Source organism: Kribbella sp. NPDC031520, from assembly GCF_055580825.1.
This window is the reverse complement of record NZ_JBVIKS010000001.1, coordinates 939,245-963,493: the sequence shown is the minus strand read 5'-3', so window position 1 is coordinate 963,493 and position 24,249 is coordinate 939,245. Positions and strand designations below refer to the sequence as shown.

At 69.4% G+C, this 24,249-nt stretch carries 28 protein-coding genes; 5 read left to right on the top strand and 23 right to left on the bottom strand.

The features are described 5' to 3' along the window. Positions 1 to 12: 12 nt before the first annotated feature. Positions 13 to 411, bottom strand: a complete 399-nt coding sequence (locus tag ACZ5BU_RS04760) for a guanyl-specific ribonuclease (RefSeq protein ID WP_465695568.1) — start codon at positions 409 to 411, stop codon at positions 13 to 15. A 214-nt stretch (positions 412 to 625) separates the two neighbouring features. On the opposite strand from ACZ5BU_RS04760, the gene ACZ5BU_RS04755 reads away from it, so the two are divergent. From ACZ5BU_RS04755 to ACZ5BU_RS04740, 4 genes are all read left to right on the top strand, one after another. Then, a complete protein-coding gene (locus ACZ5BU_RS04755) occupies positions 626 to 1,555 on the top strand; it encodes a GNAT family N-acetyltransferase (protein WP_465695567.1) in 930 nt (309 codons plus the stop codon). Between the two features lie 74 nt (positions 1,556 to 1,629). Beyond that, the gene (locus ACZ5BU_RS04750) at positions 1,630 to 2,085 is read left to right on the top strand and encodes a hypothetical protein (RefSeq protein ID WP_465695566.1); all 456 of its coding nucleotides are present in this window, start codon (positions 1,630 to 1,632) and stop codon (positions 2,083 to 2,085) included. A gap of 25 nt (positions 2,086 to 2,110) precedes the next feature. Beyond that, on the top strand, positions 2,111 to 2,686 hold the full coding sequence (locus ACZ5BU_RS04745; RefSeq protein ID WP_465695564.1) for a Crp/Fnr family transcriptional regulator: 576 nt from the start codon (positions 2,111 to 2,113) through the stop codon (positions 2,684 to 2,686). 45 nt (positions 2,687 to 2,731) lie between these two features. Beyond that, positions 2,732 to 3,577 (top strand): NADP-dependent oxidoreductase, encoded by an 846-nt coding sequence (locus ACZ5BU_RS04740; protein ID WP_465695563.1) that lies wholly within the window; start codon positions 2,732 to 2,734, stop codon positions 3,575 to 3,577. Here ACZ5BU_RS04740 and ACZ5BU_RS04735 read toward each other — a convergent pair. The 12 genes from ACZ5BU_RS04735 to ACZ5BU_RS04680 all read right to left on the bottom strand — a co-directional run bounded on the left by ACZ5BU_RS04735 (position 3,574) and on the right by ACZ5BU_RS04680 (position 17,250). After that, positions 3,574 to 4,356, bottom strand: a complete 783-nt coding sequence (locus ACZ5BU_RS04735) for an FHA domain-containing protein (protein ID WP_465695562.1) — start codon at positions 4,354 to 4,356, stop codon at positions 3,574 to 3,576. The two genes, ACZ5BU_RS04740 and ACZ5BU_RS04735, sit on opposite strands and share 4 nt — an antisense overlap. After that, positions 4,353 to 5,630, bottom strand: coding sequence for a vWA domain-containing protein (locus ACZ5BU_RS04730; RefSeq protein ID WP_465695560.1), 1,278 nt, complete (start codon positions 5,628 to 5,630; stop codon positions 4,353 to 4,355). Before ACZ5BU_RS04730 ends, ACZ5BU_RS04735 begins: the two co-directional genes overlap by 4 nt. A gap of 16 nt (positions 5,631 to 5,646) precedes the next feature. Beyond that, complete coding sequence (locus ACZ5BU_RS04725) at positions 5,647 to 6,723, bottom strand: PP2C family protein-serine/threonine phosphatase (RefSeq protein WP_465695559.1); 1,077 nt, start codon at positions 6,721 to 6,723, stop codon at positions 5,647 to 5,649. Then, entirely contained in the window at positions 6,708 to 9,071 is a 2,364-nt protein-coding gene (locus tag ACZ5BU_RS04720; protein WP_465695558.1) for a serine/threonine-protein kinase, read from the bottom strand. Before ACZ5BU_RS04720 ends, ACZ5BU_RS04725 begins: the two co-directional genes overlap by 16 nt. Continuing rightward, positions 9,068 to 10,183, bottom strand: coding sequence for a hypothetical protein (locus ACZ5BU_RS04715; protein ID WP_465695556.1), 1,116 nt, complete (start codon positions 10,181 to 10,183; stop codon positions 9,068 to 9,070). The genes ACZ5BU_RS04720 and ACZ5BU_RS04715 overlap by 4 nt, the downstream gene beginning before the upstream one ends. Next, entirely contained in the window at positions 10,180 to 11,157 is a 978-nt protein-coding gene (locus ACZ5BU_RS04710; protein ID WP_465695555.1) for a transporter substrate-binding domain-containing protein, read from the bottom strand. Before ACZ5BU_RS04710 ends, ACZ5BU_RS04715 begins: the two co-directional genes overlap by 4 nt. Next, on the bottom strand, positions 11,154 to 12,482 hold the full coding sequence (locus ACZ5BU_RS04705; RefSeq protein WP_465695553.1) for a hypothetical protein: 1,329 nt from the start codon (positions 12,480 to 12,482) through the stop codon (positions 11,154 to 11,156). Before ACZ5BU_RS04705 ends, ACZ5BU_RS04710 begins: the two co-directional genes overlap by 4 nt. Beyond that, entirely contained in the window at positions 12,479 to 13,948 is a 1,470-nt protein-coding gene (locus ACZ5BU_RS04700) for an AAA family ATPase (protein ID WP_465695552.1), read from the bottom strand. Before ACZ5BU_RS04700 ends, ACZ5BU_RS04705 begins: the two co-directional genes overlap by 4 nt. After that, the gene (locus ACZ5BU_RS04695) at positions 13,945 to 14,586 is read right to left on the bottom strand and encodes a hypothetical protein (protein ID WP_465695551.1); all 642 of its coding nucleotides are present in this window, start codon (positions 14,584 to 14,586) and stop codon (positions 13,945 to 13,947) included. Before ACZ5BU_RS04695 ends, ACZ5BU_RS04700 begins: the two co-directional genes overlap by 4 nt. A 25-nt stretch (positions 14,587 to 14,611) precedes the next feature. Beyond that, the gene (locus ACZ5BU_RS04690; protein WP_465695549.1) at positions 14,612 to 15,886 is read right to left on the bottom strand and encodes a toxic anion resistance protein; all 1,275 of its coding nucleotides are present in this window, start codon (positions 15,884 to 15,886) and stop codon (positions 14,612 to 14,614) included. A 120-nt stretch (positions 15,887 to 16,006) separates the two neighbouring features. Beyond that, the gene (locus tag ACZ5BU_RS04685; RefSeq protein WP_465695547.1) at positions 16,007 to 16,462 is read right to left on the bottom strand and encodes a dihydrofolate reductase; all 456 of its coding nucleotides are present in this window, start codon (positions 16,460 to 16,462) and stop codon (positions 16,007 to 16,009) included. Then, positions 16,459 to 17,250: a thymidylate synthase gene (locus ACZ5BU_RS04680; RefSeq protein ID WP_465695546.1), complete on the bottom strand. Its 792-nt coding sequence runs from the start codon at positions 17,248 to 17,250 to the stop codon at positions 16,459 to 16,461. The genes ACZ5BU_RS04685 and ACZ5BU_RS04680 overlap by 4 nt, the downstream gene beginning before the upstream one ends. Positions 17,251 to 17,283: 33 nt before the next feature. Here ACZ5BU_RS04680 and ACZ5BU_RS04675 point away from each other — a divergent pair, with 33 nt between their 5' ends. After that, entirely contained in the window at positions 17,284 to 17,991 is a 708-nt protein-coding gene (locus tag ACZ5BU_RS04675; protein ID WP_465695545.1) for an aminoacyl-tRNA hydrolase, read from the top strand. On the opposite strand, the gene ACZ5BU_RS04670 is transcribed toward ACZ5BU_RS04675, so the two are convergent. The 10 genes from ACZ5BU_RS04670 to ACZ5BU_RS04625 all read right to left on the bottom strand — a co-directional run bounded on the left by ACZ5BU_RS04670 (position 17,970) and on the right by ACZ5BU_RS04625 (position 24,176). Next, positions 17,970 to 18,560 (bottom strand): dihydrofolate reductase family protein, encoded by a 591-nt coding sequence (locus ACZ5BU_RS04670; protein WP_465695543.1) that lies wholly within the window; start codon positions 18,558 to 18,560, stop codon positions 17,970 to 17,972. The genes ACZ5BU_RS04675 and ACZ5BU_RS04670 overlap by 22 nt on opposite strands. Positions 18,561 to 18,562: 2 nt before the next feature. Next, positions 18,563 to 19,168 carry a dihydrofolate reductase family protein gene (locus ACZ5BU_RS04665; protein WP_465695542.1) on the bottom strand — a complete coding sequence of 202 codons (606 nt, stop codon included), beginning with the start codon at positions 19,166 to 19,168 and terminating at the stop codon, positions 18,563 to 18,565. A gap of 2 nt (positions 19,169 to 19,170) precedes the next feature. Continuing rightward, positions 19,171 to 19,641, bottom strand: a complete 471-nt coding sequence (locus tag ACZ5BU_RS04660; RefSeq protein WP_465695540.1) for an SRPBCC domain-containing protein — start codon at positions 19,639 to 19,641, stop codon at positions 19,171 to 19,173. Next, a complete protein-coding gene (locus tag ACZ5BU_RS04655) occupies positions 19,638 to 19,967 on the bottom strand; it encodes an ArsR/SmtB family transcription factor (RefSeq protein WP_465695538.1) in 330 nt (109 codons plus the stop codon). The genes ACZ5BU_RS04660 and ACZ5BU_RS04655 overlap by 4 nt, the downstream gene beginning before the upstream one ends. A gap of 69 nt (positions 19,968 to 20,036) precedes the next feature. Then, on the bottom strand, positions 20,037 to 21,551 hold the full coding sequence (locus tag ACZ5BU_RS04650) for a multicopper oxidase domain-containing protein (protein ID WP_465695537.1): 1,515 nt from the start codon (positions 21,549 to 21,551) through the stop codon (positions 20,037 to 20,039). A 2-nt stretch (positions 21,552 to 21,553) separates the two neighbouring features. Then, positions 21,554 to 21,982: a hypothetical protein gene (locus tag ACZ5BU_RS04645; RefSeq protein WP_465695535.1), complete on the bottom strand. Its 429-nt coding sequence runs from the start codon at positions 21,980 to 21,982 to the stop codon at positions 21,554 to 21,556. Then, positions 21,979 to 22,335 carry a hypothetical protein gene (locus tag ACZ5BU_RS04640; protein ID WP_465695534.1) on the bottom strand — a complete coding sequence of 119 codons (357 nt, stop codon included), beginning with the start codon at positions 22,333 to 22,335 and terminating at the stop codon, positions 21,979 to 21,981. The genes ACZ5BU_RS04645 and ACZ5BU_RS04640 overlap by 4 nt, the downstream gene beginning before the upstream one ends. 57 nt (positions 22,336 to 22,392) lie before the next feature. Further along, on the bottom strand, positions 22,393 to 22,737 hold the full coding sequence (locus ACZ5BU_RS04635) for a hypothetical protein (RefSeq protein ID WP_380198127.1): 345 nt from the start codon (positions 22,735 to 22,737) through the stop codon (positions 22,393 to 22,395). Positions 22,738 to 22,852: 115 nt separating this feature from the next. Further along, positions 22,853 to 23,065, bottom strand: coding sequence for a hypothetical protein (locus ACZ5BU_RS04630; protein WP_465695532.1), 213 nt, complete (start codon positions 23,063 to 23,065; stop codon positions 22,853 to 22,855). 73 nt (positions 23,066 to 23,138) lie between these two features. Then, positions 23,139 to 24,176, bottom strand: a complete 1,038-nt coding sequence (locus tag ACZ5BU_RS04625) for a LacI family DNA-binding transcriptional regulator (RefSeq protein ID WP_465695531.1) — start codon at positions 24,174 to 24,176, stop codon at positions 23,139 to 23,141. Positions 24,177 to 24,249 lie beyond the last annotated feature (73 nt).

Here is a 24,249-nt window from a genome sequence, read left to right as displayed (position 1 = left end):
ACCACACTACCCTCAGCTGTTCTCGTCGACCTCGCAGAACGAGGCGTAGTGGTCGCCGGTGTAGTAGACGTGGACGGGCGTGGTCTTCGCGCCGCCGCCGATCAGCCGGCGGGCGCCGCGGTCGGGGGAGCCGGGCGTGATCACGGTGTACTCGTGGTAGTAGCCGGAGGACTCCGACGGGAGGATGCCCTCCCGGTTGGAAAAGACGGTGCCGTCCTGCCGGTACGGGAACGGGCCGCCGGAGTGGATCAGGTCGAGGGTGTCGGCAGCCTGCGACGGCAGCGAGCTGAGCGCGCAGGTGTCGATCGCGGTTGCGCTGTAGGGCGCAACGTAGGTGGTTGGGGCGGCGTACGCCGTGGACCCGAGGACAGCGGTGGATGCCAGGGTCACGGCAGCGATGAGGATTCTCATGCCCGGTACCTTCCCCGCCGGAACCAGCGCGGTACATCCCAGCTGTGAATAACAGCTGGACTATGACCCCGCCGTTCCTCTAATGTCTGGCGCGGCGAGAAGGATCCCGGAGCGGAAGGAGCGACCGATGAACACACACACCTGTTTCCCGGCGCGTCCGATCCGCTCGCACAACTCGCACTGAGCGGAGCTCGCGCCTCCTGCTGGAGGATTCGTGAACATCCGCACCACCGTCGAGGCCGACCTCGACACCATCTTTGCTCTGATCGAGCAGAAGTCCGTCAACACCGTCACCGCCGAGCGGTTCCGCGAGTACGTTGCCGCCGGCTACTACAAGCACGACTGGATCTGGGTCGCCGAGGAGAACGGCGAGATCCGGGCGCTGGCGATCTGGTGGGGCGTACCGGGTGAGCAGCACCCGTACAGCATCGACGGCCTGTACTACGTCGGCGACGACGACCCGGTACCGACCTGGACCGAGTTGCTGAAGCACGCCGTCGCGTCCCGCCCGGACGGCCAGGAGCCGCCGGAGTATCACTTCTTCCTGGACAGCGACTGGGAGGATCACCCGGACGTGGCCGCGGCGCTCGAGCCGCGGATGCGGGCGGCGGCCGCGGTCGGGCTGACCGAGATCACCGACCGGCTGCGGTACGAGTGGAAGCCGGCGTACGGTCTGCCGTCGCGCTCCACCCGGCTGCGGTTCGAGCCGGCTGACGACGAGGCGTTCGTCGGTGTGTTCATGCAGGTCAGCCAGGGCAGCCTGGACGCCGGGACCGCACGTGAGATCTCGCGGGTCGGGGTCGAGGGTGCGGCTCGGGAAGAGCTGGCGATCTACAAGTCGATGCCGGGCGACCGGGACTTGTGGCGGCTCGCGTACGACGGCGACGACCTGGTCGGGTTCGCGATACCGTCGGCGAACGCCGGCGGGCCGGTCGTCGGGTACCTCGGCGTTGTACCGGAGCACCGTGGGCGTGGGCTGAGCGACGACCTGCTGGCCGAGATCACGCACCTGCTCGCGGAGACCGGCGCCGAGCAGATCCGGGCCGACACCGACTTCGGGAACGTCCCGATGGCGAAGTGTTTCGAGCGTCTCGGGTACCGGAGGTTCGCCGTCCGCCGGGTGCTGTCGTTCCCGGAGAACTGACCGGCCCGAACTAGAGACGTGCAGGACGGAACTCCCTATGCTCCCTGACATGTCAGGGAGGCCCCGGGGTTGCGATGCGTGACATCGCGCTGATCCTGCACGTCTTCGCCGGTCTCGTCGCCGTCCCGTTCGGTCCGTTGGCGATCGTGCTCACGCTGCGCCGCCGCGGGCTGAACTGGGCCGGCGAGGTCTACCACTGGTCGATCGCGGTGGTGTGCCTGACCGCCCTCGTGATGGTCCCGTACGACTGGGCCCGGCTCTGGTACTTCTGGCCGATCACGATCGCCTCGTACCTGTTCGTGTACTTCGGCCAACGCGCAGCCGAGGCCCCCGGCGGCCTCTGGTACCGCGGCGTACTCCGCGGCTACGGCGGCGGCTGGGTGGCCCTGTGGACCGCAATCGCCATCGTCATGCTCCCCGAAACCCCTTGGGTGTGGGCGATCCCGGTAGTCGTAGGCCTCGCCCTGATCGAATGGCTGTGCGTACACCCGTCTCCCGGTTGGACCCAACAACCCCAGCCCGGCGGGTGAGACGTACTGCGGCGACAATGGGCGGGTGAGCGAGTTCGAGCGCTTCCTGCAGCAGTTGGCCCCCGAGGAAGCTGAGCGCGCCCGGCGGCTGTTCCGGCCGGTGCGGGTCGAGCGCGGCGAATTGTTCGTACGGCAAGGGGATCCACCGAACCGGGTCGCGCTGATCGAACACGGGCTGTTCCGCCTGTTCGGCAGCGACGACGCCGGGAACGAACGGACGCTGGCGTTCCGCGCCGAAGGCGAACTCGTCTGCTCGTACAGTGCCGCGCTCCGGCAGGAACCGTCGCGGATCGCGATCGAGGCACTCGAGCCGTCCGCGCTGATGGTCGCCGAGCGGCCGGCCTACGACGTTCTCGTCGCCGAGAACCCCGGCTGGCAACAGCTGATCGCGAAGCTGACCGAGGCGCTGTACCTCCGGCTGGACCAGCGGCAACGCGAACTCCTGCTCGACGACGCGAGCACCCGGTACCAGCGCTTCCTCGCCGACCACGGCGCGCTGGCCTCGCGGCTCACGCAGCGGCACATCGCGTCGTACGTCGGTGTCACGCCGGAGGCGATCAGCCGGATCAGGAAACGGCTTGCGGCGCTTCCGGTGGATTGATCTCGATCAACGACAGCCGGTCCGGCGCCGCCTAGCGTGAAGCGCATGACGACGATGCGAGCGATGGCGACCGATCGGGTAGGCGAGGGGGCGACGCTCCGGGCGCACGAGCTGCCGGTACGGGAACCGGGTGCCGACGAGGTCCTGATCAAGGTGATGGCGGCGGCGATGAACCCGGCCGACGTCGGCATGGTGGCCGGGAAGTACCGCTGGTACGACGAACTGAGGCTGCCGCTCGTGCCCGGGTACGACGTGGCCGGTGTGGTCGAGGCGGGTGCGCTCGAGCCTGGTACGGCGGTGATCGCGAGCACCGGGCACTCGCGGACCCAGATCGGCGGGTACGCCGAGTACGTGACGCTGCCGGCGTCGTACGTCGCGCCCGCGCCCGCGAACCTCGACTGGGCCGAAGCGGCCACCCTTCCACTCGCCGGTCTGACAGCTCACCAGGCGCTGGAGTTGCTCGATCTGAAACCGGGCCAGTCCCTTCTGGTGAACGGCCCGCGCGGCGCTGTCGGCCGATTCGCCGTGGAACTCGCCCGCGCCTCGGGCATCACTGTGACCGAGACAGGCCCGGTCGATGCGGCGCTCGACGTCGTCGGTGGGCCGAGGGCGCGGCAGGCGTTCACTGCTGTACGTGACGGTGGCATCTACGTCACCACGGTTCCGGAGTTCTGGGTGCCCGGCGGACAGTTCACGGCCGCGCGCGGCATCACCCCGCAGCTCGTCCGCGCCGAGCCGAGCGGTGCCCGGCTGGCCGCGCTCAGCCGCGCGGCGGAAGCCGGTGAACTCACCGCCAGCGTCGGCAAGACCCTGCCTCTGACTGACGCGCAGCAGGCGCTCGACCTGCTCGCTGCCGGTGGTGTCAGAGGAAAGATCGTGCTGCTGCCCTAGGCCTGGCCGGCGAGTTCCTCGGGCGTGGCTCTGCGGACCACCAGGCGGGTCCAGGCGCCGACGTAGATGCGGTCGTCCGGGTTCAGTTCCTGACGTTGGCCGGGGATGATCGGGGTTTCCGGGAGCGGGCCGGCGGCGGAGGCGACGTACGTACCGTTGGACGACTGCAGGTCCTCGACCCACCAGCGCTGGCCGTCGGTGGTCAGCTGGGCCTGACGGCGGCTGACGCCGGTGTCGTCGCCGCAGTCCACCTCGGGCGAGATGCCGCGGCTGCGCGACGGGCGCCCGATCAGCAGGCTCTTCTCCACCAGCGGGATCACGGCCGGCAGACCGGGCGACGGACACGGGTCGTCACTCTGCTGTACGGCGTACCAGTCCGGGTCGACCCAGCGCTCCACCACCCACTCGGCCGTCGCCGCCGGCGCCGGCGGGGAGGGCGGAGCCGCGGCCGTACCGGGCAGATCGAGCGAGGACGCGGCCCGGGGCATGGTCCCGGTGGTGAAGTCATACCCACAGTTCTCACAGAACAACGCGTCGGCCGACGCAGGGTCTGAGCAGTTCGGACAGGTCTGACCAGCCACGGTGCCGGGGATCGGGGCGTCCGGAGCGCCCGGCGTCGGACCGCCCGGGGTGCCGGGAGCCGTCGGCCCCGGAGCCGGAACGGCGGGAGCCGGCATCGCCGAGCCGGCGGGCGTGGCCGCGGCGCCGATCGGGAGGCCGCAGACATCGCAGTAGTCGGTGGAGGTGGAGGGGTGTCCGCTGGGACAGTTCACGGTCATTTGCGTACCCGGGTCGTCTTGGTGGAGGCCGTGTCGAGGGCCATCTCGTCGGCTTTCTCGACGGTGCGCTTGAGCCGCACCGTACCCGTTTCCTGGTCGTCGATGTCGACAACCTTCCGGAGCCGGGTGGTCGCCTCCTCGTTCCCGGTCGCGGCGGCGAGCTGCACCGCGCGGCCGAGCTTGGTCGTCGCGGTCGCCGTGTCGCCGGCGGCCTTCGCGGCCAGGCCGTCCTGGATCGCCTGCGCCAGCTCGGTCTGCCCGGTGTAGTGCGCGACCTCCGGGCTGATCCGCGTGGTGAGCGCGTCGTCCGCGGACCACAGCGCCTTCACCAGGCCCTGCGCGACCGTGTCGTTGCCCAGTACGAGCTGCACGCGCGCGGCGAGCTGCTCCTGTCCGATCGCCTTCGCGGCCAGCCGGATCGCGACGTGGTAGTCGCGGGACTCGTCACCCCAGGACCCGGTCGGGTACGACCCGGTCAACGGGTTGACCGCCGTCCGGCGGGACGTCAGGTCCTCGACCGTCGGCGCGACCTGCCGGACGAACAGCACCTCCGCGCCCTGCGGCGCCCACACCCGCAGGTCCGCCTGCGCGACCCCCCGGCTCATCGCGTTCTGGATGAGCTTGGCGAACTCGGCGGCCAGCTGGTCCGGCGCCGGGATGATGTCGACGGTACCGAGCAGCGCCTGCGCGATCCGCCGTACCTCGTCCACCTGCCAGGCCACGCCGACGCCGCGGGTGTCGCACTGGAACTGGCCGGTGACCGACTCGATCGCCTGGGTCAGCGCCTCCGGCGTCTCGTGCTGGTTCTCGCCGTCGGTCAGCAGGATCGCGTGCTTCTGCGACAGCGACGGTACGGTCGCGAACACCCGCGACGCCAGCCGCAGCCAGGTGCCCATCGCGGTACCGCCGTCGGCGTAGAACCGGGACACGGCGTCCTTCGCGGCCTGCCGGGTGTACGGGTCCATCTTGACCATCACCGGCTCCGCGGACGGCGGGAACGCCAGCTGCGCGCGGTCGTTGCCGGAGATGACCGCGAACCACACCCCGTCGAGGATCTGGTCGAGCGCGGTCTGCGCGGCGTACGCGGCGGCCTGGACGCCGTCGCGGCCCATCGAGCCGGAGGTGTCGACGATGATGATCTCGCCCGCGTCGCCGCTACCGGTCTGTCCGGCGGCGCCGGCGCCCGTGCAGGTCACGGTGACGATGGCGTGTACGTCGGTCCCGCCGTCCGGCAGGAACTCGTTCTGGTAGACGGTGGCGGTGAAGTCGGCCATCTCGGGTTCCCTTTCCTCAGATCCGTGCGAGCGCGACGGTGATGTTGTCCTGGCCGCCCTGGGCGTTGGCCCAGTCGACCAGGGCGGACGCGGTGGCCTTCGGCTCGCCGGTGTGGTCCGCAGCTGTCTGACGTACGAGGTCGGCCAGCGGTGCCGCCTCGGAGCAGTAGTTCCACAGGCCGTCGGAGCAGACCAGCAGCCAGCCCGGCCCGGCGACCTCGAGGGTCGTGGTCCGCGGCGTGTGGTCCGGCGCGTCCTTGCCGAGCCAGCGGGTGATCGCGTGCGCGTGCGGCCCGGACTCGGCCTCCTGGCGCGACACCCCGCTGGCGATCAGCTCGGCTGCCCATGAGTCGTCCGTGGTCAGCGAGACCGGTTCACCCGCGTCCGGGAACCAGTACGCACGGCTGTCGCCGACGTTGCCCGCGACCAGCAGCCCCTCCTCGAGCACCGCTGCCACGAACGTGCAGGACGCAGGGTTCGGGCTGTCCGGACTGGTGCTGTCGAGTACGGCGTCACTCGCGGCGTCGGCCGCCGCCCGGAGCCGCGCCGCGATCGCCCCGGCCCGGGACGACTCGGTACCCAGACCCTGCGCGTGACCTGCCACCAGCACCTCACGCGCAGCCCGGGCCGCCGCCAGCGAGGCGACGTCGGAGTCGAGTGAGGAGCTGACGCCGTCGCAGACCACGAGCAGCGCGCGGCTGCCGGGCTCGGCGTCGGCACCCAGCGCCATCGCGTCCTCGTTGCGGCTGTGCCGGATGCCGCGATCGCAGACGCCGGCCACCCATGGAGCAGGCTGCTCGGCGAAATGGTCCCGGGGCTTGGCGGCCTTGGTGCCGCAGGTCTCGCAGTACCCGTCGGCGCCGACAGTGCCGCCGCAGGACGCGCAGGGACCGACGTACTCACTGCCCGGGCTGGTCACCGCGGTGATCTCCACGGTCGGCTCGGTGTCGGTGTCCAGCGCGGGGGTGGCCGGTGTCGCGGCGGCTGGTTTCAGCGAGGCGCCGCAGGCCTCGCAGAACAGGTCGGCCTCGGCCACCGGCCCGCCGCAGCTGGGGCAGGCCGTGTCGGTCGTACTCGTCATCGCAGCGTCCATCCTCGAACCTCGTTGGCCTGGTCGACCAGGGCGATCCGTTCCGGCCGGGTCTGGGCCTGGTCGGCCAGCAACCGGTAGGTGGCCTCGAGCCCGTCCCGCAGGGAGGCCTCGGTGGCTGCCCGTCCGTCGATCCGCAGAGCCTCCTGCGGACCGGTCTGCCGGACCTCGGTCAGCGCGGTCCGGAACACGTTCGCGGCCAGGTTGGCCCGGTCCACCGGGTCGATGGTCAGCGTCGCGATGCTGTTCATCGCCTCGGCGAGCGCGGGGAGGCCACGCCCCGATCCTGCCAGCAGTCCGGCTCGCTGGCGACGAGCACGTACGTACTCACCGCTCGTTCGTGGTACCAGGTCGAGCGCGTTCAGCGCTCCGTCGAGGTCGTTGCGCTGGCTCCGGATGTTCGCCAGACCGAAGGCGGACGGCGCTATGTAGTTGGCGTCAGTCCGGGCGCAGGCCAGGTAGAGGCCCTCGGCAACGTCGAACTCACCGCTGTGCTCACAGGCGATCGCCAGGGCGAGTTTTGGTGCCAGCTCACCCGGGACCTGGCCGTAGACAGCGTTGAACGCCGACTGCGCGCTACGGAAGTCACCGCGGGCAAGAGCCACCAGACCGGACATCCAGACCGCTCGCCATTCCCACGGGTCCGCGCTGAGCAGGTCGTTCACCGCGGTGTCGACCAGGTCGTAGCGCTCCGGCCCGACCTCCAGTGCGGCCTCGGAGACCTCCAGCAGCGTCTGAGCGGACTGCTCGGGCGCGTCGACCAGCAGTTCCAGCCGCTTGGCCGGGTCCGGCACGCTCACCGTCTTCAGCCAGCCGGCCATCTTGTCGCCGTCGTCCGGCGCCAGCGACGGGAGCTGCTGCCACGGCGCGGCCGCCTCGCCCAGCCCGGCCGCCCTGTCGCCCGGGGAACCGAAGAGCAGCGACGACGCCGAGTGCTGCGCCGCCTTGACGCCCTGCTTGTCTGCCACAACCTCACGCAGTACGCCGAGGAGCTGCACGCGGAACTCGTCCGCCGTTTGGAAACGGTCCGCCGGGTCCTTCGCGCACGCCTTCGCGAGCAGGCGGTACACCGCGTCGTACTGCTGGAAGAGCGGTACCTCGCTGACCGGCGGCAGCGAGTCGACGTACCGGCTCTGGTACCCGCGGAACTCCATCGCGAGCACGCACAGCGTCCGGCCGAGCGTGTAGATGTCGGACGCGATCGACGGGCCGACCTCGGCGACCTCGGGAGCCTGGAAGCCGACCGTGCCGTAGATCGCCGAGTCGAGGTCGTCGGTCCGCCGGACGCCACCGAGGTCGATCAGCTTGACCGCGTCGCCGACCTGGATGATGTTGTCCGGCTTGAAGTCGCAGTACACCAGGCCGAGGTCGTGCAGGTACGAGAACGCCGGCAGGATCTCCAGCAGGTACGCGATCGCCTGGTCGATCGGGAGCGCGTCGTACCGGCCGTTGTTCGCCGCCATCCGCTGCTTGAGCAGGGACTTCAGCGACGTACCGCCGACGTACTCCATCACGATGTAGCCGGCGCCGTCGTGGGTGACGAAGTTGTAGATCTCGACGATCAGCGGGTGCTCGACGCGGGCCAGGAACTGCTGCTCCGCGATCGCCGCCGCGACCGCGTCCGGGTCTTCGGAGTTCAGCAGGCCCTTCAGGACCACCCAGCGGTCGGACACGTTCTTGTCCTGGGCCAGGTAGATCCAGCCGAAACCACCGTGGGCCAGGCAGCCGCGGACCAGGTACTGCCCGCCGACCAGGTCGCCGTCCTTCAGCTTCGGCGCGAACGAGAACCGGCTCCGGCAGTTCGGGCAGAAGCCTTCGGTACGGCCCGGCTGGCCGTTGCGCGACCGGCCGACCGAGTGACCGCAGCTCGGGCAGTTCCGGCGGTCCTCCGGGACCATCGGGTTCGCCAGGATCGCCTTGCTCGCGTCGATCGCGGGGATCGACGGGACGTGCGTCAGCCCGGCGCCGAGGCGGGCGCCGCGCAGCCGGGTGGACGACGTTCCGAGCTTGCGGGTCAGCTTCGAACCGGCCTGCGCGGCGCGGGCCGAGCCGAGCGGCGTGGACGCGAGCCTGTTCGACGCGCGGGAGACGGTCGACACCGTGCTGATCGGGTCCGCCTCGTGGACGACGGCCGGCGCTCCGGTGATGGCCGACCGGCTGCTGGTGCCGTCGGGCGCCGGCGATCCGCAGACGTCGCAGTACCCGTCGACGTACGTGCCGGTGCAGCCTGGCTGGGTGCAGGCGCCCGCTGTCGTGGCGGACGGAGCGCTCGCGGCCGCGGGGGAGCCGCAGACGTCGCAGTACCCGTCCACGATCGAGCCGGTGCAGCCCGGCTGGGTGCAGGTCGTCATCTCGTTCCTTCCAGGTAGGCCTGGTAGGCCGCTACCAGTGCACCGAGGCGAGCCAGGTCCACCGGCTCGGTGTCGATCACGGCTCGGCCGCGCCGGTACAGCTCGGCGAGATCTTCGTTGCCTGCGGCAACACTTGCCGCCTTCACCTGATAGGCGTCGAGCAGTTGCGCGAGTTCGTCCCGGCGGCCGAGCGCGGCGCCGTACGCCGCCTGCGCCTGTCCGAGCGCCCGCCGTACGGCGTCCAGCCGGGTCAGGTACTGCGCCAGCTCGGCCGAGGTGTTCGGCACCGGCCCGAGCGCGGTGACATCCGGTACGGCGAGCCGCGGGGCCGGAGTGACCGTGCTGACGGCTTTGTCCGCGAGGGCGCGTACCGCCGTACCTTGTGCCTCGAGCTCACCGCGCAGGGTGTGGGCGCGGGCCACGTCGGCGGCACGCTCCTTGCGGGTGGCGGCGCCGACGATCAGGTCACGTTCCGCTTTCGCGGCGTCGAGTTCCAGCGGACCGATCAGACCGCCGATGTCGGCGCCACGTTTGTTGCGGTCGGCAATATCCACCAGGCGCCGGTCGAGGTCGTGGTGCTTGGCGAGCGCGTCGTTGCGTACTCCTGCCGGCTCCTGCTTGACCAGGTCGCTGATCCGCTCCACCTGCGCCCGCAGTTGCCGGAGCCTTGCGGCGAGGTCCGCGTCACCGGGTTCGAGCGCAAGCTTCGCCCGCAGGCTGGATGCCAGCGCATCCGACAACTTGCATGCCTCCGGCAACGAAACGGCGAGGGAGCCGCCCGCGCCGCCCGCGTCCAGGCCGCCCCAGATCAGGCTCGAGATCCGCTCGAGCTCCTGCTGCCCGACCCGCCCGGAGTCCCAGGTGACGAGAATCAACTCGTACCGATCCGAAACTGCCTTCCAGACCGTCATGCTGAGCACGACGTCCGGACTCAGCGCGTCCCCGTCGGCCGAATGCAGCGCAGCCTGATCGAGCTCGTCCAGCTCCGCCTTTCGCCGATCCCGCCACTCCCCGAGCGCGCTGAGGAACGAGAGCAGTTCCGTCGCCGGAACACTGCTCCCCATCTTCCCCGGCGGCGCCGGAGCCGACACCGTCGGCGTACGAACGGTCATTGGCGGCCGTACTCAGGTGCGGGCGGTGTCTTCAGCGGGCCGAGAGCCTTGCCCAGCCAGTTGTTGTAGGAGTTCATCCATTCGGACGTCCCGTCGGCCTTGGGCTGCTTCATCTGTGCCAGCACGCCGTTCACGAACCGGACGAAGTCGATGTTCTCCTTGTTGATGCCCAGACCGTACGGCTCCTCGCTGAACCGCTCCTTCGGAATCACCTGGGCGTAGGGATCCTGCGCGGCGTCCCCGGCCAGCACGGTGTCGTCGCCGGAGATCCCGTACGCCTTGCCCTGCTGGAAGAGGACCAGGCAGCCGGTGTCGGTGTCGGCCGTGATCGGTTTGACCGCCGGGTTCTTCTTCATCAGGTTCGCCAGGCTGGTCGATCCGGCCGGAGCGCAGATCGTCTTGCCGGACAGTTGCATCACGCTGGTTTCCTTGGCGTCCCGCGGTACCAGCGTCTTCTGGCCCGAGCGGTAGTACTCGGCGGAGAACGCGATCAGCTTCCAGCGGGCGCAGTTGATCGTCATGTTGCGGGCAACGATGTCGACGCTGTTGTTCTGCAGCGACGGGATGCGCTGCGGGCTGGAGATCACCCGCAGCTCAAGGTGGCCTCTCCAGGTGCCGAAGATCGCGGTGGCGACAGCCTTGACCATGTCGATGTCGAAGCCCTCGATCTGACCGTTCAGCGGGTTCCGCGACCCGAGGTGCAAGCTGTCCGCGGAGACGCCGGCGACCAGGCGGCCCCGTTTCTGGATCTTGTCCATCGTCGTATTTGCGGGCATCGCTCCGGGCGCCGGCAGCGGACCCTGGGGCGCGTACGACTGCAGCTCGGTGGTCTTGTCGCACGGCTCCGCGGGAGCTGCGGGGGATGAGGTTGTGGGTGCCGGCTCGGGCGGGATCTGGGTGGCCGCGTAGTTGCCGGAGCTGCAGGCTGTGAGGAGTAGGGCCGTCGCGACGGCGAATGGGATCAGCTTCTTCATCGGTACTCCTCCAGGCGCTGCGACATTCCCCAGGCAACCAGCAGGGCGGCGGCGATGCCGATCGGTATGCCGAGCCAGCCGATCGGTGGCAGGCCGTCGCGGGCGCTCTTCAGTTGACTCTGTACCGCGCTACTCGTCGTGGTCAGCTGCTGGTTGGACGAGTTGTCGAAGGCGCCGAACGTGTCGACCGAGTTGTTGGTCTTGTCATTGCCGACGGCCATCGCCACGGCACCGTCCCAGTTGCCGTCGACACCGTCGGTCTTCCGGACCTGGGCGTGGACTGCCTGGTAGTTGGTCCACTGCTGCTCCAGCTCGGCGCCGTCGGTGCCGAGCTTGCCGAGTTGATGGACGACTTCGTCGGCGGCATCACCGTACGCCTTGTCGAACGAGGCGCCGGAGCCGCGGGCGATCAGGGTGAGGCTTTCGTTGGAGCGGGCGTCGTACGCGGCGATGCGGGCGCGGGAGAGGGCCAGCGTACGTTCGTACTCAGAGTTGCGGGTGTCCTTCGCGGAGCCGGAGGCGCTGGCCAGGGCGATGCCTCCGACGACGGTGGTCAGGAGGACCAGTACGGCTCCGGCGGCGATCGGGACGTTGAGGTAGCGGTGCGTACGGCGGGCCAGCCAGCGGAGGGTGATACCGAAGAGGACCAGGGTCAGGAGGCCGCCGACGACCACCCAGATCGTGCCGTAGCTGATCCCGTCGAACTCGGTGTCGACGCGCTTCTCGTTCGCCTCGACGAGAGCCTTCACCAGCGGGAGCGAGTCGTCCTGGAGGACCGAGTTCGCGTCCTTCAGGTACTGCGAGCCGATCGGCAGGCCCTGGCGGTTGTTCGCGCGGGCCTGCTCGATCAGGCCCTCGTACGTGATCAGGGTCTTGTTGAGCGCGCCGAGTACGTCGCGGTCCGCCGGCTGGGCGGTCGCGGCCTCGGCGATCAGGCCGGCGGCCGCGGCCATCGAGTTGACGAAGTGGGCACGCTGCTCCGGCGGTTCGAGGCCACCGACCAGGAAGGCATTGGTGGCGTCTGCGTTCGCGCTGACCAGGTTGGTGTGGATCGCCTGGATCCGGACCAGCTGGGCGGCGTTCGCCTGTGCCCGTTCGAGGGCGCCGCCGGACTGGCTGAAGCCCTGCGCGGCGGCCACGCCGAAGACCACGCTGATCGCCGCGGCCACGATCAGGAACGCGCGCATCCGGCCCGGCGTACCTTCGAACCACTGCGCGATCGCGCCGCGCCGGGTCGGCGCGTGCCCGGCCGGTGGCTGCAGCGCCGTACCGGATGCGGCGGCCGGCGCCAGGGCGGCGGGCGGCGCACTCTGAGTCTGGGTCACGCCTCTACTCCGTCCTGCTCCTGAGCTACGTCGTCAGTTAGGTCCTCTGAGAGGATCTGACGCAGTTGGTCGGTGGTCGGTGCCGTCACGTCGCGCAGCCGCCAGGCCTGCCGGCCGATCGCGGCTTCCAGTACGTTGCGCGCGAACCGCCCGTTGCCGAAGGAGCTGTCCCGTGGGGTGTCCGCGAGGATGCCTTGGAAGGCGTCCAGCGCGTCCGGTACGAGTTCGTAGTCCGCGGCTTCGGCGAGCCCGGTGAGGATGTCGGTCAGCTCGTCGTCGGTGTAGTTCTCGAACTCGATCGTGGTCCGGAACCGACTGGCGAGTCCGGGGTTCGCGGCGATGAACGCCCGCATGGGTTCGGGGTAGCCGGCGACGATCACGACGAGGTCGTCGCGCCGGTCCTCCATCTCCTTGACCAGTGTGTCGACGGCCTCGCGTCCGTACTGGTCGGCACCGTTGTCGCCGGCGGTCAGGCTGTACGCCTCGTCGATGAACAGCACGCCTCCGGCCGCCGACGCGACCACCTCGGCGGTCTTCGTCGCGGTCTGGCCGAGGTACCCGGCGACCAGTTCCGACCGGTCCACCTCGATGAGCTGCCCCTTGGAGAGCAACCCGAGCGCCTTGTAGATCCCACTCACCAACCGCGCAACGGTCGTCTTCCCGGTCCCCGGATTCCCCACGAACACCAGATGCCGGGTGATCGTCGCACTCTTCAACCCGGCCTCGGCCCGCAACTTCTCCACCCGCAGAACCGCAACCTGCCGATGCACTTCCCGCTTCACCCGGGCCAACCCCGTCAGCTCATCCAACTCCGCCAGCAATTCCTCCACCGACTTCGCCGGCTCCGCCGCAGCAGCAGCCGAGGCGGCGGCAGCAGCTGCACCCGCCGCACCCGCCGTACCCACGCCTGCGTCCGCCGCACCCGGGCCCGTCGCACCCGGCCCGGCGCCGGTCCGGCCCGCAGCGCCGCCCCGGTCCGCAGTAGCGGTCCGGTCGGCGCCGGTGGCGGCCCAGGGGTCGTCGGCCGACGGCCTGGCTGGTGTTCTGGGATCGCCGACCTGCAGCGTCCGCACCCCCGCGGCTTGCAGCTGCGCAGCAGCTGCCACCGAGGCGTTCCCGATGACCCGCATCGTCGGCTCACCGAGCGTGCAAGCTGCTGACGCGAGTTCCGCGAGGGCTTCGGCGTACGGCGCCTTCTCGGGGGAGCCGTTGGCGATGAGCTCGGTGAGTACGGCGGTGGGGGCGCCCCGCCAGCGCCGGCCGCGAACGGCTGCGTCGAAGAAGTCCTGGGTTGTCCCACCCGGGACTGCTTTACCCCAGTCGGCTGGTGCGCCTGGTGCGGACTCGGCCAGTGCGGCTGCCAACGCGAGCGCCTCGGACCGGGCGGTTTCCTCGGCGACACCGGCGCGAGCGGCGACGGTGAGCAGCGCCGACAGCGCTTCCGGTAGTCCCCCCGTGCCGCTCATGACCCTCCTCGTCCAGGTGGTGGTGTAAGTGGCCCCGCGGTGCCGGTGCTCGGGCCTGCCGGGCCGGTGCCGGTGCTCGGGTGCGGCGAAGTGGTGTCTGTGGTGGGCGACGGGGGTGGCGTTGACGGGGTCGGGCCGAGGGCCAGGGTGCCGCCGGTGGAGGCGGTGCCGAACTTCTCCTGCAGGAATCTGCCGTGGGTGATCAGCGCCGCCGCGTCGGCCCGGTTCACCGCGTCGAACACCTTGTCCATCGTCGCGGCCAAGAGGTCCAACTGGTCGATCAGGATCATCAGCGACGTCTTGCCCCGGTCCACCGGCCGGGTGTCCGCCCACTGCCGCGGCAACCGCAGGTACCCACCGATCGCATCCGGCAGATAGTCCGTACACGTCGCCATCACCGAGTACGCCTGAGCGCTGCCGCCGAGGTTCCCGAGCCGCGGAATCGTCTCCCGTACGACCCGAACCACCCGCCCGACCCGCGACGCGACCACCGCCGGTACGGCTCCGCCCGCAACCAGCTGCTCGACCCGGACGAGCGCCGCCAACAGGTCGTCGTTGGTCGGCGGCGCAGGCACCGGGGCAGGCTCGGGCTCCTCCTTGCGGCCGGTCAGCCGCGCGAAGAAGTCACCGAGCGCCATGCAGTCCCCCGTCTCCAGGTGTGGGTCAGCGACCCAGGTTCAGGTCGAGGCTGCCGTGCACGACCTGCTGGTTCTGCTGGGCGACGCGGTCCAGGTACGAGCGGGACTTGGTCACCTCGGTCTCCAGCGTGCCGATCGTGGCGGCCATGTTGTCCAGGGCCTCGCTCTTGAACGTGTCGATCGCGTCCATGGTCGCGTAGATGTTCGCGAACGCGGCCTGCAGCTGCGGCAGCCCGATGGTCGCCGACGCGGCCTGCTGCTGGATCGCGACCGAGTTGTCCTTCAGCATCTGCGAGGTGCGCTCGATCATGCCGCTGGTGGTGCTGTTCAGCGCGGTGATCTGGTCGAGTACGAGCTTCTGGTTGCCGAGCGCCTGCGCGACGATGACCGCCGTACGCAGCGCCGACACCGTGGTGGTGGACGCGCGGTCGACACCCTTGATCAGCTCGATGTTGTTCTTGATCACGATGTCGATGGCCAGGTAGTTCTGAATCGACACGGCCAGCTGGGTGAGCAGGTCCTGGTGCTTCTGCCGGACGTAGAACAGCACGTCCTCACGGAACGCCTTCGCCTTCTCCGGGTTCGTCGCGTCCAGCTCGGCGATCGCCGCGGACAGCCGCGCGTCCAGGCGCTCGGCGACGTACACGTACTGGTTGAGCCGGGTCATCGCATCCCAGAGCTGCTGCTTCTCCAGGTTCAGCGCGGCGTTGTCCTTGCCGAGCTCGTCCTGGCCGTTGCGCAGGCTGTGCAGGATGCCCTCGAGGTGACTCTGCGCGGTCTGGTACTTGCGGAAGTAGTCCTCGATCTTGTCGCCGAAAGGGATCATCCCGAGCAGTTTCTTCGGCCCGGTGGCTTCCTTCGGGTCGAGGTCCTCGACGGTACGGCGCAGTTCGAGCAGCGTCTTGCCGACCGTCGAGCCCTCCGACAGGCCACCGCTCTGCAGCGCCCGCACCGGCGACTGCAGCAACCGGTTCGAGCTCTCGGCGGCGGCGCGGATGTCGACGTCACCCATGCTGCGTACGTCGGCCGCCCGGGTGGCGAACTCCGGCGAGCGCGGCTCGGCCGCCATCAGCGAGGTCAGGAACGTGTCCACCTTGCTGTCCAGCCCCGGCAACGCGGCCGGGTCGACGGCCGGCGCCATCGTCGGAGCCGCGGTGGCCGCAACAGGCTGTGACGGCGGCGGGGCGGTCAGTATCAACCCCGGTGCGGTCGCCGTCGGGGGCTGCAGCGGCATCGCCTGCGCTGCGGGCTGCGCGCCTGCGGCGCCCGCTCCACCTGCTGCGTTGTCTGCTTCGGTCATCGTCGTTCCCCTCCGGTGGCGTCCGCGAGGCGTCCCCTCGCCGCGCGCTGTCTCCTCCGTGACGCGCGCCCAATCTAGTCGGTTCCAGGTCCCCACGGGGTCCCTGTTCCCTACTCGTTGTTAGCTGCGACGGTAACCAACGAAGTCAAAGCCGTCGTGGGGTTCGCGGGCTGTCTCGGTCCAGTCGGCCGGGGTGATCTTCGGGAAGGTGACGTCGCCGTCAGGGGACTGGTGGACCTCGGTGAGTTCGAGGGTGTCGGCGTACGGGAGGGCCTGGCGGTAGATCTCGCCGCCGCCGGCGACGTACAGGGTGCCGTCGTACTTCAAGGCGTCCTCGAGGCTGTGGACGACCTCGACGCCGTCCGCGGACCAGTCGGTCTGGCGGGTGACGACGACGGTACGGCGGCCCGGCAGCGGGCGGCCGATCGAGTCGTACGTCTTGCGGCCCATCACGAGCGTGTGGCCGAGGGTCAGCTGCTTGAAGTGCTGCAGGTCCTCACGGATCCGCCAGGGCAGGTCGTTGTCCCGCCCGATCACACCGTTCCGTCCGACCGCGGCGATCAGAATCACGCTCATACCGCGATGGGCGCCTTGATCCCGGGGTGCGGGTCGTACCCGACCAACTCGACGTCGGCGATCTCGTAGCCGTCGATCGAGTCGCGCTTGTTCAGCTGCAGCGTCGGCAGCGGGCGCGGATCGCGGGTGAGCTGCAGGCGGGCCTGGTCCAGGTGGTTCAGGTACAGGTGCGCGTCGCCCAGGGTGTGTACGAAGTCGCCGACCTCGAGCCCGGTCTGCTGCGCGACCATGTGGGTGAGCAGCGCGTACGACGCGATGTTGAACGGCACACCCAGGAAGATGTCCGCCGACCGCTGGTACAGCTGGCAGGACAGCCGGCCGTCCGCGACGTAGAACTGGAACATGGTGTGACACGGCGGCAACGCCATGTCGTCCACGTCCGCGACGTTCCACGCGCTGACGATGTGCCGGCGCGAGTCCGGGTTCTGCTTGATCGACTCGATCAGCTTCGCGATCTGGTCGACATGCCGGCCGTCCGGAGTCGGCCAGGAGCGCCACTGGTACCCGTACACCGGGCCGAGCTCGCCGTCGGCGTCGGCCCACTCGTCCCAGATCGAGATGTTGTTCTCGTGCAGCCACTTGATGTTGGTCGAGCCGCTGAGGAACCAGATCAGCTCCCCGATCACCGACCGCAGATGCAGCTTCTTCGTCGTCACCGCCGGGAACCCGTCCCGCAGGTCGTACCGCGACTGGTACCCGAACACACTCAGCGTGCCGGTCCCGGTACGGTCACCCTTCTCCGCCCCGTTGTCCAACACATGCCGAAGAAGGTCCAGGTACTGCTGCATGGTGCCAACCTACAGCCCTGGCAGACTCGCGACGTGGAACAAGTGCTTACTCTGGTGGTGCGAGTCGAGAAGAACGCGCGACCCGCGCAGACCGATGCGCTGGAGACGGCGGCTCGTGCGGTGCTGGCGATCCTGGCGGACGAGCGTTCGTACGGCGAGGGCGAGTGGGCCGAGGCGATGGCGGCCTGGCAGGACAACCGCATCCGGAAGATCGCCAAACGCGCCCGCGGTATCGAATGGCGCCGCGCCGAGGCCCTCCCGGGCATCACGATGACCGGCACCGGCGCGGGCGCGCAAGCCGGCGAGGACCGGGGCGAGGAAGCGGGCGCGGGGGCGGTGCGGGCCGAGGTGCGGGTGTTTCCGCCGACGGCGGTGGACGACGTACCGGTGGAGCTGTTCAAGCTCCAGGTCAGCGGCACCGACTTCGAGGACACCGAGGAGCTCCCGCCGCTCGAACCCGGCGTACCCGTCCTCTGGATCAACCCGGAACTGGAAATGTCCAGCGGCAAAGCAATGGCCCAGTGCGGTCACGCCGCCCAGCTGGCGTGGTGGGCCCTCCCTGACGAGGCCCGCAAGGAATGGCAGTCAACCGACTTCGCCCTGGCAGTCCGAACGGCCACCCCCACGGACTGGGCCACCCTCCTGAAGACGAACCTTCCGGTGGTCCAGGACGCCGGCTTCACCGAAATTGCCCCCGGCTCCAAGACCGTGATCGCCGATCACCCTTTGCTGACGCGGTAGTGCAGGTGGGTGACGCGGTCACCTTCGACGACGCGCGGGTTGTCGAGGAGAACCTCGGGTCCCACGTAGTCGCCGAAGAAGGGGCGGCCGCTGCCGAGCAGGGCGGGCACCAGGCTGTAGGCGATCTCGTCGACCAGGCCCGCGGCGATCGCCTGGCCGGCGATGTTGCCGCCGGTGATCGTGACGTTGCCGTCACCGGCGTGTGCCTTGGCCTGTGCGACCGCGTCCTCGACCCCGTCGACGAAGGTGAACGGCGCGTCCGGGAACGGCCAGTCCGTGGGCGGCTCGTGGGTGACGACGAACACGTGGTCGCCGACCGCCGGCACGCCGTTCCAGCCATTGGTGAGGTCGAACAGCCGCCGGCCGATGACGCAGGCGCGGATCTGCGGCCAGGTGGACTTCATGTACTCCGCACTCGCCTCGCTCACGTGGAACGGGCGGCCCTGGTCGGTTCCGTACACCTCGACCGGCCCGTTGTTGTACCAGTCGAACAGCGGCCCGACCTGGTCCTCGGTGTCCGCGACGAACCCGTCCAGCGACACCGCGGCGGCGACGACAACGTTGCCCATGGCTACTTCTCCTTCAAGACTCGATAGGTGAGGTGCTGCGCCGCCGGAGTGGACACGGCCTCCGCGAGCTCCACTGCGAACCCGGCGGACGGCCCCGGCGGGAACAGCGGTGTGCCGTCTCCGAGTACAACGGACGCGACGTGCAGCCGCAGTACGTCGGCGAGGCCTTCGGTCAGTACGGCGTGGCAGATCTGGCCACCGCCCATCACGACGACATCCTTGTCTCCGGCAACTTCCAGTGCCTGGGCGACCGCCTCGGCGGGAGTGCCGACGAAGTGGAAGCGATCACCGAGCCGAGTCTGCGACGGCGGCGTATGCGTGACGACGAAGATCGGCGGATTGACCTCACCGGTCGGCTTGGCGCCGTACCCCATCTCGTCGCTCCACCCGCCCGGCCCGTCGATGACATCGAAGAGGTTCCGCCCCTGGACGACAGCGCCGGTCGCGTCGAAAGAGGACTCCAGCACGGCCCGGTCCGCGTCCGTTCCGTTGAACACCCAGTCGTGCACCGGCTCGCCGCCGTCCCCGAGCCCGTTGCCGACGCCGGCGTTGGGCCCGGTGACGTAGCCGTCCAGCGACACCGAGATGTCGACGACGACCTGGCTCATGATCAGGACTCCTTCGCCAGCAGTTCGGCCAGGCGGTCCATCGAGTCGTGGATGCCGCTCTCCATGCCGTGCTCGATCGACTGGTCGCGGGCCTCGACCGACGGGAACACTGACCGCGTGTGCAGCCGGACGCCCTTCTCGGTCGGTTCGAGCGTCATCTTCTCGATGCACACCTCGCCCGGCGCGCCCTCCCACTCGAACGTCTGGATGACCAGCTTGTCCGGCACGACGGTGTGGAAGACGCCGCGGAACGCGGCCTCACCGAAGTCGCCGCGGTGGATGTAGCGGTACTTTCCGCCGGTCCGTACGTCGTACTCCTCGACGGTCGCCTCCAGGTCGCGCGGGCCGAGCCACTGGGCGACCAGGTCGCGGTCGGACATGATCCGGAACAGCTGCGCCGGGGTGGCCTCGAACTCCCGTGTCACCTCGACGAACGGGGTCCCGGCCGGTGTGTTGATGGTGGTGCCAGTCATTTCGTCTGCTCCTTCAGTAGTGCTTCCATCCGGCGGAAGCGGCGTTCGGTCTCGAGCCGGTACTCGTCGATCCAGCTCGTGAGGGCCTCGAGGGCGGCCGGTACCAGGTGGCACGGGCGGCGCTGGCCGTCCCGGGTCCGGGTGATCAGCCCGGCGGCCTCGAGCACCTGGATGTGCCGCGACACCGCTTGCTTGGTGATCGGGAAAGGCTCGGCCAGCTCGTTGACCGTGGCCGGACCGCGCGACAGCCGCGCGATCATCGCCCGCCGGACCGGATCGGCCAGCGCCGCGAACGACCGGTCGAGCTGATCCTCGTCAACCGTCATCTTTATCAACCATTCCCTTGATCAACCGATGTGTTGACTATAGGAACGGCTCGCCGCCGGCGTCAAGGGTCAGATCGTTTCGAAGCCCGCCATCATCGCCATGTCCTCGTGCTCGAGGTTGTGGCAGTGGATCAGGTACTTGCCCTTGTGCGCGCTGAACCGGACCAGCACCTCGACCACCTCGGCCGGCCGGATGTCCACGGTGTCCTTCCAGCCGTGGTCGTACTCCGAGAGCTTGCTCTTCCCGCCGCGGCTCAGCACCTGGAACGGCGCGAGGTGGACGTGCACGGGGTGGTGTACGTCGGTCACGAACGTCCAGATCTCGTACTGGCCGAGCGGCACCTGGGCCTGCATCACCGTCGGGTCGAACGCCTTGCCGTTGATCGTCCAGCCGCGATGGTCGCCGGCGCTCCCGCGGCGGAACCGCCACTCCCGACGGACGGCGCCGCTCGGCCGCGGCGTCACGGCGTACGACGAGAGCTTCGCCGGGATGTTGGTGTCGTCGACGGCCTTGCGCGCGATCTTGAAGCGCATGACGTTGGCGTTGCCATCAAGTTTGTCGACGAGCGTGACCTCGTCGCCCGGCTGGTACGGCGAGAAGTCCACGACGACGTCGAAGCGTTCGGCCGGGGCGATGACGAGCGTCGTGTGGTCGATCGGCTTGTCCAGCAGGCCGCCGTCGCTGCCGATCTGGACGAACTTCGCCGGACCCTTGTCGAAGACAAGCTCGTACCGGCGGGCGTTGCTGGCGTTGAGGATGCGCAGGCGGTACCGGACCGCGTCGACCTCGTGCACCGGCCACGGTGCGCCGTTGACGAGCGTGACGTCCGCGATCACGCCTTCCATGTACGTGGACTCGACGCCGGGTCCGTCCTTCGCGGCCGGGTACAGGAAGGAGCCGTCCGCGTCGAAGGCGCGGTCCGCGATCACGAGCGGGATCTCCCGATCGCCCTTCGGGAGCGGGAGGTTGTCCTCCTCGTCGTCCCGGATGAGGTGCAGTCCGAACAGGCCGCGGTACACCTGTGGCGCGGTGTAGTCCATCGTGTGGTCGTGGTACCAGAGGGTCGCGGCGCGTTGGGTGTTCGGGTACGTGTACGTGCGTTTGCCCATCGCCATATCGCCGCCGCCCATCATGTGGTGACCACCGTGGTCGCCATGTGCGGGCATGATCAGGTCGAGCGGCCAGCCGTCGCTCGGGGCAGGCGTGTGGCCGCCGTGGAGGTGTACGACGGTGGACACGTCGAGCTGGTTGACCTGTTCGACGATCGTGGTGCGTCCGCTGCGTACGTCGAAGGTCGGTCCGGGGAGCAGGCCGTCGTACCCCATGACCTCGGTCTTCAGGCCAGGCAGGACCTCCAGGCTCGCGTTGCGTTGGATGACTTGGTAGTAGTCGGCTTTCGCGTCGGATCTGTGTGGCTTCTTGGTGGGCGGGATCGGGAGCGGGACCTGGAACGGCGGCGGGAGTTTCGCCTTGCTGCGAAGGAGTTCTCCGGCTTGGGCGGGCTTGGCCTCCTGGCCGCAGCTGGTCAGGGTGAGTGCGGCACCGGTGCCTCCGGCAACGGCCAGGAATCCTCGGCGGGACATCGTCATTTCTTCGCCTCCCGGCGGTTCAGGCGTGCGGACTTGCGGAACGACCAGACCGTCATCCAGGCGACGGTGCCGACGATCGCGGTGCCGAGCGGGACGTGTACGGCGAAGTTCTGCAGGTAGCCGAAGGTGAGCTGGACGAACTCGGCGACCACGAGTACGGCGGACAGGATCGCGGGCCAGCCGCGGCCGCCGCCGACGATCGCGTAGCAGGTGGCGACGATCGTCTGCAGGAACGCGATCATCCAGACGGAGCCGCCGATCGTCGCGTGGATGTCGTTCATCGCGTCGACGTTGCCGGACAGGAAGTAGCCGGCCGCGATCGGCTGGGCGACGACGAGGAGCGCGTGCAGGACAAGGGTTATCCGGAGCGCGTACAGGCTGAGGCGCGGCCGCCGTACGGCGGTCTCCGGCTCGAGGGTGATCATGCCGGCCTCCGGTTGACCCAGAAGGCGAAGCTCACCGTGCCGGCGACGAGCGCGACACCGAGTGGGATGTGGATCGCCAGTTGACGGCTGTAACCCATCGAGACCTGGACGACCTCGCCGGCAACGATCAACAGGCTCGCCGCAGGTGCGGCCCCGCGACCACCGGTGCGCCACCAGAACGTTGCTGCCAGCAACTGTGCGAGGCCGAGAAAGACCAGCGCCAACCCGGTCGGCTCATGTAGCCGCATCCCGGCCGGGGAGCCGTTCAGGTAGACCCCCGCGAACACCGGTTGCAGACAGATCGCCACCGCGTGCAGCCAGGCCGTGGCTCGGAGTGCGTAGATAGCCTTCATGTAGACAGACAATAGTAGGCTGCCTACATGTAGCTCAATCAGGTATCCCCCGGAGGGTCAGGTAAGGCCTCCCAGGGGTGCGACGGAGATGCCGGCTCGTTCGCAGACCCAGTGGGGGTCGGGGCCCAGTTCGGGTTCGATGCGGAGTTCGTGGTCGTGGAGGTCGTCGCAGGCGGTGCAGCGGGGCCAGCGGATCCTGTTGTCGACCAGGCGGTCCTGGACGTCCTGGGCCACCAGGCCGGCGATGTGTTCGGCGCCGTCGGGCCATTGGTCCAGCCACCATTGGCGCTCGGCGATGGCGTCCTCCAGCAACGACACCATCGCCGCGTCGTTGAAACCGCGCGCGGCGAGGTCGTGGAGCACCATCGCCCGCGCGGTCAGTAACACCCCTGGCTCGTTCATCGTCCTTCAGAGTGCCAGACCGCGCCGACAAAACCACGCCCGCCGAAGCGATCTTTGAGTACCCACCAACCAGATTTCCTTCCCGGAAACGGTTGGTGGGTGCTCAAAGTGTGGCTCAGCCGCAGCTGGGGGTGGGGTCGATGCGGTTGGCGAGGCGGACCTCGCGTTCGGCGGCGGAGCGCAGTACGGCGCCGATCCGGGCGCGGACGGCGAAGGGCCGGCGCGGTGCGGGCTCGTCGTACGGCTGCTGGGGAGCGTTGGGGAGGGCCGACTGGCTGAGGCTGCGGGCGTTGTCTACCGCGGTGTTGGTGGCGATGAAGTACGTCATGATCTGCTCCCTCCTGAGAGCGTGGTCGAGCGACCCGGGAACCGAATGCGCCCGGGTGAGTGTGTGTGAGTTGTCAGTGCCGCGGAGCGGGACCGCTGGTGGAGCGGACGATCAGCTGGGTCGGCATCAGTTGCTGGCGGACGGTCGTGGCCGGATCCAGCAGGATCCGTCCGACCGCGCGTCCTTTGTCCTTGATCGGTTGCCGGACCGTCGTCAGCCCGGCGGCGGCCGCGGCCGGGATGTCGTCGAAGCCGGCCAGTGACAGATCGCGACCGGGGGTCAGTCCCCGGACCTTCATCGCTTCGAGTGCGCCGAGCGCCTGTACGTCGCTCAGCCCGACGATCGCCGTCGGCCGGTCCTGCGAGTCGAGCACGTACTCGGCTCCGCGTAGTCCGGAAGCGAAGGCATTGTGCCCGCCCGAGACGATCCGGAGCCGGGCGTCGGGCATCGCCTTCTGCAGGCCCTGGATCCGCAGTTCGCAGTCGGTGTAGCCGACCTCGTCGATGCTTAGTTCCACCGGCCGTCCGCCGGCGGCCTGGGCGTTGTCGACGAGTACGACGACGTCGCGGTGACCGAGCCGGGCCAGGTGTTCGCCCAGTTGCGCGGCCGCCTCGACCTCGTCGATCGCGACCCAGGACAGGTCGGGGTGGTCGCCCCGGTCCGTGGACACCGCGGGGATGCCGCGGTTCGCGAGGATCTCCAGTGCCGGGTGGCCGCCCGGCACGCAGAAGATCGCCGCCGCGTCGATGGCGGCCTGCTGTACGGCGTTGCTGCCGCCGGTGATGTCGGTGGAGCTGAGCGGCATCAGCAGCAGGCTGGTCGAGAACTCCTCGGCGACCTCGGCGAGACCGGCGAGGAAGCCGACCGCGTACGGGTCCGAGAAGGCGTAGGCCAGCTTGTCGGTGAACAGCACCCCGACTGCGCCGGCCTTCCCGCTGCGCAGGGCGCGGGCGGAGGCGTCGGGTCCCGCGTACCCGAGCTCCTGGGCGGTGGCCAGGATGCGCTCGCGTAGCGCGGTGGAGAGCTGGTCGGGCTTGTTGTAGGCGTTCGAGACCGTCGACGGCGACACGCCCACGGCCTTCGCCACGGTCTTCAGCGTCACGCCCGCCATCTCTCCCACCTCTTCTGTATCGTTCTTCTAAATCGTTCTAGAAAAACGATACAGAAGCCATCCGTGGAGCGCA

Excerpts from the sequence above, each read along its gene's own strand:
- ACZ5BU_RS04760 (WP_465695568.1), bottom strand. The coding sequence starts at position 411 with ATGAGAATCCTCATCGCTGCCGTGACCCTGGCATCCACCGCTGTCCTC.
- ACZ5BU_RS04750 (WP_465695566.1), top strand. The coding sequence starts at position 1,630 with ATGCGTGACATCGCGCTGATCCTGCACGTCTTCGCCGGTCTCGTCGCC.
- ACZ5BU_RS04740 (WP_465695563.1), top strand. The coding sequence starts at position 2,732 with ATGACGACGATGCGAGCGATGGCGACCGATCGGGTAGGCGAGGGGGCG.
- ACZ5BU_RS04735 (WP_465695562.1), bottom strand. The coding sequence starts at position 4,356 with ATGACCGTGAACTGTCCCAGCGGACACCCCTCCACCTCCACCGACTAC.
- ACZ5BU_RS04730 (WP_465695560.1), bottom strand. The coding sequence starts at position 5,630 with ATGGCCGACTTCACCGCCACCGTCTACCAGAACGAGTTCCTGCCGGAC.
- ACZ5BU_RS04725 (WP_465695559.1), bottom strand. The coding sequence starts at position 6,723 with ATGGACGCTGCGATGACGAGTACGACCGACACGGCCTGCCCCAGCTGC.
- ACZ5BU_RS04720 (WP_465695558.1), bottom strand. The coding sequence starts at position 9,071 with ATGACGACCTGCACCCAGCCGGGCTGCACCGGCTCGATCGTGGACGGG.
- ACZ5BU_RS04715 (WP_465695556.1), bottom strand. The coding sequence starts at position 10,183 with ATGACCGTTCGTACGCCGACGGTGTCGGCTCCGGCGCCGCCGGGGAAG.
- ACZ5BU_RS04710 (WP_465695555.1), bottom strand. The coding sequence starts at position 11,157 with ATGAAGAAGCTGATCCCATTCGCCGTCGCGACGGCCCTACTCCTCACA.
- ACZ5BU_RS04700 (WP_465695552.1), bottom strand. The coding sequence starts at position 13,948 with ATGAGCGGCACGGGGGGACTACCGGAAGCGCTGTCGGCGCTGCTCACC.
- ACZ5BU_RS04695 (WP_465695551.1), bottom strand. The coding sequence starts at position 14,586 with ATGGCGCTCGGTGACTTCTTCGCGCGGCTGACCGGCCGCAAGGAGGAG.
- ACZ5BU_RS04690 (WP_465695549.1), bottom strand. The coding sequence starts at position 15,886 with ATGACCGAAGCAGACAACGCAGCAGGTGGAGCGGGCGCCGCAGGCGCG.
- ACZ5BU_RS04685 (WP_465695547.1), bottom strand. The coding sequence starts at position 16,462 with ATGAGCGTGATTCTGATCGCCGCGGTCGGACGGAACGGTGTGATCGGG.
- ACZ5BU_RS04680 (WP_465695546.1), bottom strand. The coding sequence starts at position 17,250 with ATGCAGCAGTACCTGGACCTTCTTCGGCATGTGTTGGACAACGGGGCG.
- ACZ5BU_RS04670 (WP_465695543.1), bottom strand. The coding sequence starts at position 18,560 with ATGGGCAACGTTGTCGTCGCCGCCGCGGTGTCGCTGGACGGGTTCGTC.
- ACZ5BU_RS04665 (WP_465695542.1), bottom strand. The coding sequence starts at position 19,168 with ATGAGCCAGGTCGTCGTCGACATCTCGGTGTCGCTGGACGGCTACGTC.
- ACZ5BU_RS04660 (WP_465695540.1), bottom strand. The coding sequence starts at position 19,641 with ATGACTGGCACCACCATCAACACACCGGCCGGGACCCCGTTCGTCGAG.
- ACZ5BU_RS04655 (WP_465695538.1), bottom strand. The coding sequence starts at position 19,967 with ATGACGGTTGACGAGGATCAGCTCGACCGGTCGTTCGCGGCGCTGGCC.
- ACZ5BU_RS04650 (WP_465695537.1), bottom strand. The coding sequence starts at position 21,551 with ATGTCCCGCCGAGGATTCCTGGCCGTTGCCGGAGGCACCGGTGCCGCA.
- ACZ5BU_RS04645 (WP_465695535.1), bottom strand. The coding sequence starts at position 21,982 with ATGATCACCCTCGAGCCGGAGACCGCCGTACGGCGGCCGCGCCTCAGC.
- ACZ5BU_RS04640 (WP_465695534.1), bottom strand. The coding sequence starts at position 22,335 with ATGAAGGCTATCTACGCACTCCGAGCCACGGCCTGGCTGCACGCGGTG.
- ACZ5BU_RS04635 (WP_380198127.1), bottom strand. The coding sequence starts at position 22,737 with ATGAACGAGCCAGGGGTGTTACTGACCGCGCGGGCGATGGTGCTCCAC.
- ACZ5BU_RS04630 (WP_465695532.1), bottom strand. The coding sequence starts at position 23,065 with ATGACGTACTTCATCGCCACCAACACCGCGGTAGACAACGCCCGCAGC.
- ACZ5BU_RS04625 (WP_465695531.1), bottom strand. The coding sequence starts at position 24,176 with ATGGCGGGCGTGACGCTGAAGACCGTGGCGAAGGCCGTGGGCGTGTCG.